Annotated in this window: 1 protein-coding gene; it reads left to right on the top strand. The window is 70.6% G+C overall.

Annotated elements, in window-relative coordinates:
* The coding region (locus tag VR44_RS40665) for a beta-ketoacyl synthase N-terminal-like domain-containing protein (RefSeq protein ID WP_045952738.1) at positions 1 to 306 on the top strand (306 nt) is incomplete at both ends.

Genomic DNA, 306 nt, shown 5'->3' with positions numbered 1-306 from the left:
CGGCACCAGCTACGTCAGGGAAGGCGGGTTCCTGCACGACGCGGGTGAGTTCGACCCCGGCTTCTTCGGCATCTCGCCCCGCGAGGCCCTCTCCATGGACCCCCAGCAGCGGCTCCTCCTGGAGACCTCCTGGGAGGCGTTCGAACGGGCCGGGATCGACCCGGCCACCCTGAGCGGCACCCGCACCGGAGTCTTCGCCGGAACCAACGGCCAGGACTACGCCATCGGCCTCTCACCGGAGCAGACCGAGGGCATGGAAGGGCACCTCCTCACCGCCAACTCGGCCTCCGTGGTCTCGGGCCGCGT

Origin of the sequence: Streptomyces katrae, from assembly GCF_000966975.1 — a bacterium.
Lineage (GTDB): Bacteria > Actinomycetota > Actinomycetes > Streptomycetales > Streptomycetaceae > Streptomyces > Streptomyces katrae.
Note: the sequence above shows the minus strand (reverse complement) of the source record. Positions and strands in the feature narration are given on the sequence as shown.